Origin of the sequence: Symbioplanes lichenis, from assembly GCF_030709675.1 — a bacterium.
GTDB classification, from domain to species: Bacteria; Actinomycetota; Actinomycetes; order Mycobacteriales; family Micromonosporaceae; genus Actinoplanes; species Actinoplanes lichenis.
In genome coordinates this window covers 78,999-86,419 of sequence record NZ_JAUZQD010000024.1, presented here as the reverse complement: position 1 = coordinate 86,419, position 7,421 = coordinate 78,999, and the positions used below count along the sequence as shown (strand labels likewise).

6 protein-coding genes are annotated in these 7,421 nt (G+C 71.5%); 5 read left to right on the top strand and 1 reads right to left on the bottom strand.

The window, feature by feature from the left end:
* The 4 genes from RAN62_RS38895 to RAN62_RS38880 form a co-directional block, all read left to right on the top strand.
* Positions 1–1,878, top strand: a 1,878-nt coding sequence (locus RAN62_RS38895) for a polymorphic toxin-type HINT domain-containing protein (protein WP_305789893.1), incomplete at its 5' end; no start/stop codon positions are given.
* Positions 1,875–2,165 (top strand): hypothetical protein, encoded by a 291-nt coding sequence (locus RAN62_RS38890; RefSeq protein ID WP_305789892.1) that lies wholly within the window; start codon positions 1,875–1,877, stop codon positions 2,163–2,165. The genes RAN62_RS38895 and RAN62_RS38890, both read left to right, overlap by 4 nt.
* Before the next feature lie 76 nt (positions 2,166–2,241).
* A complete protein-coding gene (locus tag RAN62_RS38885; RefSeq protein WP_305789891.1) occupies positions 2,242–3,876 on the top strand; it encodes an RICIN domain-containing protein in 1,635 nt (544 codons plus the stop codon).
* Between the two features lie 31 nt (positions 3,877–3,907).
* A complete protein-coding gene (locus tag RAN62_RS38880; protein WP_305789890.1) occupies positions 3,908–5,581 on the top strand; it encodes an RICIN domain-containing protein in 1,674 nt (557 codons plus the stop codon).
* A 21-nt stretch (positions 5,582–5,602) separates the two neighbouring features.
* On the opposite strand, the gene RAN62_RS38875 is transcribed toward RAN62_RS38880, so the two are convergent.
* On the bottom strand, positions 5,603–6,622 hold the full coding sequence (locus RAN62_RS38875; protein WP_305789898.1) for a sigma-70 family RNA polymerase sigma factor: 1,020 nt from the start codon (positions 6,620–6,622) through the stop codon (positions 5,603–5,605).
* Between RAN62_RS38875 and RAN62_RS38870 the strand changes: the two genes are divergently transcribed.
* On the top strand, positions 6,621–7,406 hold the full coding sequence (locus RAN62_RS38870; RefSeq protein WP_305789889.1) for an alpha/beta fold hydrolase: 786 nt from the start codon (positions 6,621–6,623) through the stop codon (positions 7,404–7,406). The two genes, RAN62_RS38875 and RAN62_RS38870, sit on opposite strands and share 2 nt — an antisense overlap.
* Positions 7,407–7,421: the final 15 nt, after the last annotated feature.

Here is a 7,421-nt window from a genome sequence, read left to right as displayed (position 1 = left end):
CGGGCCGTCAGCGCGGTCGTGACGCCGATCGTCCAGGCGGCCACCACCGTCTACCACGCGGCCCAGACCGTCTACCACGCCGCGGTCTCGGCGGGCACCTGGCTCGTCAACCAGGCGAAGGCCGCGGTGTCCGCCATCGGCCGGGGCATCGTCACCGTGGTCCGGAACGCCGGGGCGGCGCTACGCAGCGCGGGCCAGGCCCTCCGGTCCGGCTACAACCGCTACATCGCGCCGACCGTCAACAGCGTCCGCAACTATGCGGCGCAGAAGGCCGCGCAGATCAGGGCGGCCGCGATCGCGGTCAAGGACCACGCCAAGGCCACCATCGCCAAGGCCGTGGCCCACGTCCCGCTCAAACAGCTCGGTGCCGCGGTCAAGGCCGGCCTCAAGTCGACCCTGTCCAAGATCACGATCAGCGTCAACGCGGCCCTGCCGTCCATCACCGCGTCGTTCAGCAACGTGGTCCAGGACTACGCCGCGGCGGCCAAGAGCCTCTACGCGGGTGCCGTGGCCGCGGGCAGCGCCGTCGTCTCCGGAGTCCAGGCCGCCGGCGACTGGGTGGTCGACCACAAGGCCGAGATCATCGGCGGCATCGCCGGCGCCGTCGTCGGCGTGGGCTGTGGTGCCCTGATCGGCGTCACCGGCGTGGGCGCGGTTGCTTGTGCCGCGGCCGGCGGCGCGGTGGGCTCCCTGGTCACCGACCTGGTCGAGGGCGGCAAGGGCTGGAAGGAGATGGCCGCCGACGCGGTCCTGGGCGGCACGATCGGCGCCGTCATGGGCCCGCTGTCCTCGATCGGCGGCTCGGCGGTCTCGGGTGCGGTCCGCGGCCTCATCAGCGGCGGCGCCCGCGAGGCCCTCAGCATGGGCGGCGCGGCGGCGGCGAGCTCGCTGCGCTCCTTCGGCTCCCGCCAGGTCGGCGGCGTGGTCGGCAAGGCCCTGGCCAACCGCTCAGCCGGCTCGGCCGCTCGCGAGGCCGTGGAGTCCACCGGAGCGGGCGTCCGCAGCTCCGTCCGGGTCGACGCCGGCGACACCTGCAACAGCTTCGCCGTGGGCACCGCGGTTCTCATGGCCGACGGCACCAGCAAGGCCATCGAGCAGGTGAAGGTCGGCGACATGGTGCTCGCCACGGATCCGACCACGGGCAAGAGCGAACCCCGGAAGGTCACCGCGCTCGTCGTCGGCGTGGGGACCAAGCGCATGGTCGACCTCACCGTTGACGTGGACGGCGCCCGGGGAGACCGGACCGCCACCCTCTCGGCGACGGACGGTCACCCCTTCTGGGCGCCGGACCTGCAGCGGTGGGTCACGGCCGGGGAACTGCGGGCCGGGTCGCTGCTGCAGACCGGCACCGGGACCTACGTCCAGGTCACCGCCACCCGCTCCTGGACGGCGACCACCAAGGAGGTGCGCAACCTCACCGTCGACGTCGCGCACACCTATTACGTCGTCGCCGGCGGCACCCGCATCCTCGTCCACAACTGTGCCTCCGCCGACCTGCTCGGGTACGCCGAGACGCTCCGCCCGAACGCCGGAAAGAAGGGCATCATGTTCGCGGCGAAGTACACCTCGCCGTCGGGGCGCAGCTACTTCGGCTACAACGGGCACGACGTGATGCCGAAGCCGGGGGGTGTCATGGAGACTGCCGTGGAGCAGTTGGGCAAGCCAGGTCACCAGTACTGCGCGGAGACCATGTGCCTGATGCTGGCGGAGAAGGCCGAGGGTGACGCCGCGTTCGGTGGAGTCATGGAAGTCATCAAGGTCCGTGGCCTGCAGTCGCCGCCGGGCGGAGCGCACGGGACACCGGCTTCCCCTTGCTCGGAATCCTGCCGGCCGCGGCTGGCCGACCTTGAGATCGACCACATCATGGGGCAGAGATGACAACTGACGAGGACGCGTTCCGGCGAGCGGCGCAGGCGGTGGCCGATCTGGCCCTGACCGACGACATGGAGCTCTTCGACTCCCTGCACGACGACGTCCAGGCGAACTTCGGTCCGCCGCTGTCGATGCTCGTCGACGCGGACCGGGAGCCGGGAGACCTGCCGGCCCTGATCGTGGCGGCCCGGGTGGTGGAGGAGCTCACGGCCAAGTACCGGACCGCGCTCCCGGACGACCTGTCGGCCTTGATCGACGTGATGGGCCAGGCCCGGCGCGAGCTGGCGACGTGACGTCCCCCGGGGCGGAAAGAGTCCGGAACAGCGATGTCCGGGGGATCGAGTGGGCTCAAGCCCGGAATGGGAAGCAATGAGGCTGCGTGACGTGGTGGGGAAGACGGTAGCCGTGGCCGCGGCGGCCTTGATCGCCGTGACTGCCGGTGCGGTGCCGGCGCAGGCGGCGATCACGCCGGCGGCGGGGGTGCAGCTCAAGGTGGTGCATTCCGGCAAGTGCCTGAATGTGCCCAACAACAAGGTCGACAACAGCGTCGAGATCATTCAGTACACGTGCGCGGCGGCGACGGCGCTCAATGACAAGTGGCGGGTCGTGGCGAAGCCGGGCGGCTACCAGATCCAGGGGATCGGGTCGGGCAAGTGCCTCAATGTGCCCAACAGCAACCCCGACAACAGCGTGAAGATCATTCAGTACACGTGCAGCGACACCGCCAAGAACAATCTGTGGACGTTCGCCGAGGTGGAGGGGCGGACGACGTACCGGATCAAGTCGGTGAGCAGCGGGAAGTGCCTCAACATCCCGAACAACTCGCCGGACAACAGCGCGATCCTGATCCAGTACACGTGCTCGACCGCGGCGACGGCGCAGAACGACCAGTTCCTGCTGCCGCCGGCGGCCACCGCGACGATCACGGCGCTGGCGACCGAGCCGAACACGCGGGTCGTGGTGGCGCAGGGGGGCAGCGACGCGGTGCTCGCGCCGCTGGAGGTCGCGTACGTCAACGAGCGTGGCCTGCTCAACCGTGGCTACATCGGCTCGCCCGAGGTGCTGAGCGCCGTGACCTGGCAGGCGGGCAACGCCTCCGACCGCTACACCGGGCACCCGACGGTCGACAAGCAGGCCGACGGCCGGATCGTCGTCGGGGGCCGCAACGCGGTGGACGGCGACCTCAACCTGGCGGTGCAGACCGCGAAGGGGCGGGACGGCTTCGGCGCGTACGCGGATCTCGGGGGTTCGTCCGCCTCGCAGCCCGTGACCGGCACGCTGCCCTCGGGCAAGCTCGTCACGTTCGCGCTGGTCGGCGGGAGCCTGTGGCACCTGCCGCAGGACGGTACCTACCAGCCGTACGGCGGGTGGCGGCAGATCGGCGGCAGCGGCCTGACCGGCGAGCCGGCCGTCGTGACCACCCAGGACGGCCTGCGCATCTTCGCGCTCACCACCGCGGGGACGCTGCAGACCGCGACGTACGCCAACGGCCTGCTCAGTGACTTCGTCAGCCTCGGCGGCACCGGCCTCACCGGCACGCCCGCCGCGGTCAGCGGCGTCGGCTACGCGGCCACGGTGGCCGTACGCGACGCCGACGGGCACATCCTCGTCAAGGGCCAGCAGCTCAACGGCGCCTTCGCGGCCGACTGGACCCAGGTCGGCGACTTCGTTGCGGCGGGGTCGCCCGCGATCGTGATGGACCCGTTCACCGGCGTCTTCTCGATGGTCGCCCGGGGCGAGGACAGCCGCGTCCACGTCGTCACCGAGGCCGCCAGCCGGCCCGGCGTGTGGGGCGAGTGGTCGACCCCGCTGGCGACCGAGGTCGTCACCGACCCGACCGTGGTGTCCTACAGCATCTCCGGCGGTGCGACCTGGGCCTACGTGGTCCGCGACGCCACCAGCGTCTACATCGCGGAGAAGAGCAACGTCACCACCGCCACGGCCCGGGCGGCCGCGAAGGCGCCGCAGTTCATCAGCCACGCCTCCCCGCTGCCGGCGGAGTGAGGCAGCGATGTCGCATCGGAAAGCGAGAAGAGTGAGCCGGAAACGTTTCGGTCTGTCCCTGATCATGTCGGTGCTGACGGCGGCCCTGGCCGTCGTGGTGGCACCCGCCGCGGCGCAGGCGGCGGTCAGTATTCCCAGCCAGCGCATCAAGGTGGCGCACTCCAACTTGTGCCTGTCCGCCAACGGGGAGTCGAACGCCACCGTCACCCAGTCCACGTGTCCCACCTTCACCCCGTCCTTCTCCGACAAGCTCACCGTGGTGCCCAAGGCGGCCGGCTACCAGATCCAGTCGCGGCGGCAGATCAACCCGGTCACCCTCTGCCTCACCGTTCCCGGTAGCTCCACCGCGAACAGCGTCAAGGTCACGCAGGCCACGTGCTCGGACACGGCGAAGAACAACCTGTGGACCTTCGCCGAGGTCGAGGGGCGTACGACCTTCCGGATCAAGTCGGCCGGCAGCGGCAAGTGCCTGACCGTCCCGGGCAGTTCGACCGCCGCCGGCGTGGAACTCGTGCAGTACACCTGCGGGACCACGGCGACGCAGGCGAACGACCAGTTCTACTGGCCGCCGGCGACCTCGGCGACGATCACCGCGCTGCCGACCGAGGCGAACACGCGGGTCATGGCGGCGCAGGGCGCGGCCGCCACCGGCGCCGTGCTCGGGCCCCTGGTCGTGAGCTTCGTCAACAACTTCGGCCTGCTGTCCCGCGGTTTCATCGCGGATCCGGACGTCACGGGGGGCGTGCTCTGGACGCCCGGCGAGGCCACGACCCGGTACACCGGTCATCCGACCGTGGACAAACAGGCCGACGGCCGCATCGTCGTCACCGCCCGCAACGCCACCGACGGCGACCTGGACTTCTCCCGGCAGACCACGAAGGGCACGGACGGGTTCGGCGCGTACACCGACCTGGGTGGCTCCGGTTCCGGCCAGCTGGCCACCGGCCGATACCCCGACGGCAAGCTGGAGACCTACGCCGTCAACAACGGGTATCTCTACAGCCTGTACTCGGACGGCACCTACCTGCCGTACGGGGCCTGGAGTGGAGGCCCCCGGACCGGCACCACCCCGCTTCCGGGTGCCGTCACTCCGGTGGGTGAGCCCGCCGTGATCACCGCGCCGGGCGGCGTGCGGATCTTCGTCCGGAACAGCGCCGGTCAGGTGGAGACGATTCTGCGCTCCACGGATGAGGGCGGGTCGGCCAACCTCGGCGGGTCCGGCATCACCGGAACTCCCTCGGCCGTCAACGGGATCGGCAACGCCGCGGCCGTGGCGGTGCGCGACGCGGAGGGACACATCCTCGTCAAGCGCCAGCAGCTGGACGGGTCCTTCCCGGCCGCGTGGACGCAGGTCGGCGATTTCGTGGCCGCGGGTTCGCCCGCGATCGCGCTGGACCCGTCCACCGGCGGTCTGGGCATCGTCGCGCGGGGCGCGGACAACCGGATCTACTACGTCGGCGAGTCCGCGGCCGTGCCCGGCACCTGGGGCGAGTGGTTCAGCCCGCTGCCCACCGAGGTCACCACCGATCCGAGCGTCTTCTACTACACCAACTCCCGCGGCCCGACCTGGGGCTACCTGGTCCGGGACGCCGTCAGCGTGTACCTGGTCAACCAGACCAGCGTCGCCTCCACCGCCCGGGCGGCGACCTCGGCGGCACCGCACTTCACCAGCCGGACCATACCGATCCCGGCCGCAGCGCGGTAACGCATCGTGGCGCCCGGGGGCTCACTCCGGGCGCCACACCGGCGGCAACCCGAAGAGCGGGAACAGCCGCCCGGTGTCCAGGAAATTGGTGACGCCGGCGATCCGGTCGCCGTCGAGCTCCAGAACGATCAGGGCCCACGGCACGCCGCCCGCCCGGTACTGGCCGAAGGCCGGCAGGCCCGACGCGCTCACCGGGATCAGGTGCGAGCCCTGGCAGCCGCTGCCGGTGCCGGACATCCACGCGAGGATGTCGCCGGGGCCGCGCAGCCACAGGGGCAGGGGTGGCATCGACAGCGTCGCCTCTTCGTGCAGCAAGGCCACGAGCGCCTTCAGGTCGTACGCCTCGAAGGCCGTCACGTAGCGTCCCAGCAGCTCGTGCTGGGCCGGGTCGGCCGGCTGCAGGACGTCGCCGCCGCGCGCGCCGGCCAGTGTCGCCCGGGAGCGTTGCAGGGCGCTGTTCACGCTCGCCACCGACATGTCGAGCAGGGCCGCGACCTCGGCCGCCGACCAGGCGAGGACCTCGCGCAGGATGAGCACGGCCCGCTGCCGGGGCGGCAGCAGCTGCAGGGCAGCCACGAACGCCAGCCGTACGGACTCCCGCGCGGCCACCACCTCCGCCGGATCGGCCCCGTCGCGCACCACCCGGCTGTCCGGGATCGGCCCCACCCACACCTCGTCGGGCCGCGGCTCGCCCGGGTGTGCCGCGGTGCCGGCGCCGGCGGGGCCGAAGTCCATCGGCCGCGCCCGCCGCTGCGCCCCGTCGAGCATCGTGAGGCACACGTTCGTCGCGATGCGGTAGAGCCACGTGCGCAGGGCCGATCGTCTCTCGAAGCTCTCCAGGCCGCGCCACGCGCGCACCATCGTGTCCTGCACGGCGTCCTCGGCCTCGAAGGCCGAGCCCAGCATGCGGTAGCAGTAGCCGGTCAGCTCCGGCCGGTACTCCTCGAGGACGGTCACCGGAGAATTCTCTCGCAGCACCGATGAGTTCTCCGCACCCGCCCGGTCTACCTGTTCGTAAGCCACCGACGAAGGAGCGGGCATGTACGCCGAGATCAACGGACTGAACCTCTACTACGAGACGCACGGCACCGGCCGGCCGCTCGTCCTGCTGCACGGCGGCCTGGGCTCGGGGGAGATGTTCGCCCCGGTGCTGCCCGCCTTCGCGGCCGGTCGCCAGGTGATCCTGCCCGACCTGCAGGGCCACGGCCGGACGGCGGACATCGACCGGCCGCTGGACATCGCCACGATGGCCGACGACGTCGCCGGGCTCGTCGACCACCTGGGCCTGGGCCGCGTGGACGTCGCCGGCTACTCGCTCGGCGGCGGCGTGGGCTGGCAGCTGGCCTTCCGGCACCCGGGGAAGGTGCGGCGGCTGGTGGCCGCGTCGGCCGGGATCCGGCGCGACGCGCAGTACCCGGAGATCCTCGAGCAGCAGGGCCAGGTCGGCGCGGCCGCGGCGGAGTTCATGAAGGACACCCCGATGTACGAGTCGTACGCGCGCGTCGCCCCGCGGCCGGAGGACTTCCCCCGCCTGCTCGACAAGATCGGCCAGTTCATGTCCCGCGACTACGACTTCTCCGAGCAGGTGCGCGGCATCCAGGTGCCCACACTCGTCGCCGGGGCCGACGCCGACCTCACCCCGCCGAGCCACTTCGCCGAGGTGTTCACCCTGCTCGACGGGGGCCTGCGCGACGGCGGCTGGGCCGGGGAGAACCGGCCCAAGGGCGGTCACGCGCTGGCGATCCTGCCCGGGCTGACGCACTACGACCTGTTCCTGTCCCCACTCTTCGCCACGGTCGCCCGCGACTTTCTGGACCGAGATTGACAGGAGTCCCTCCCT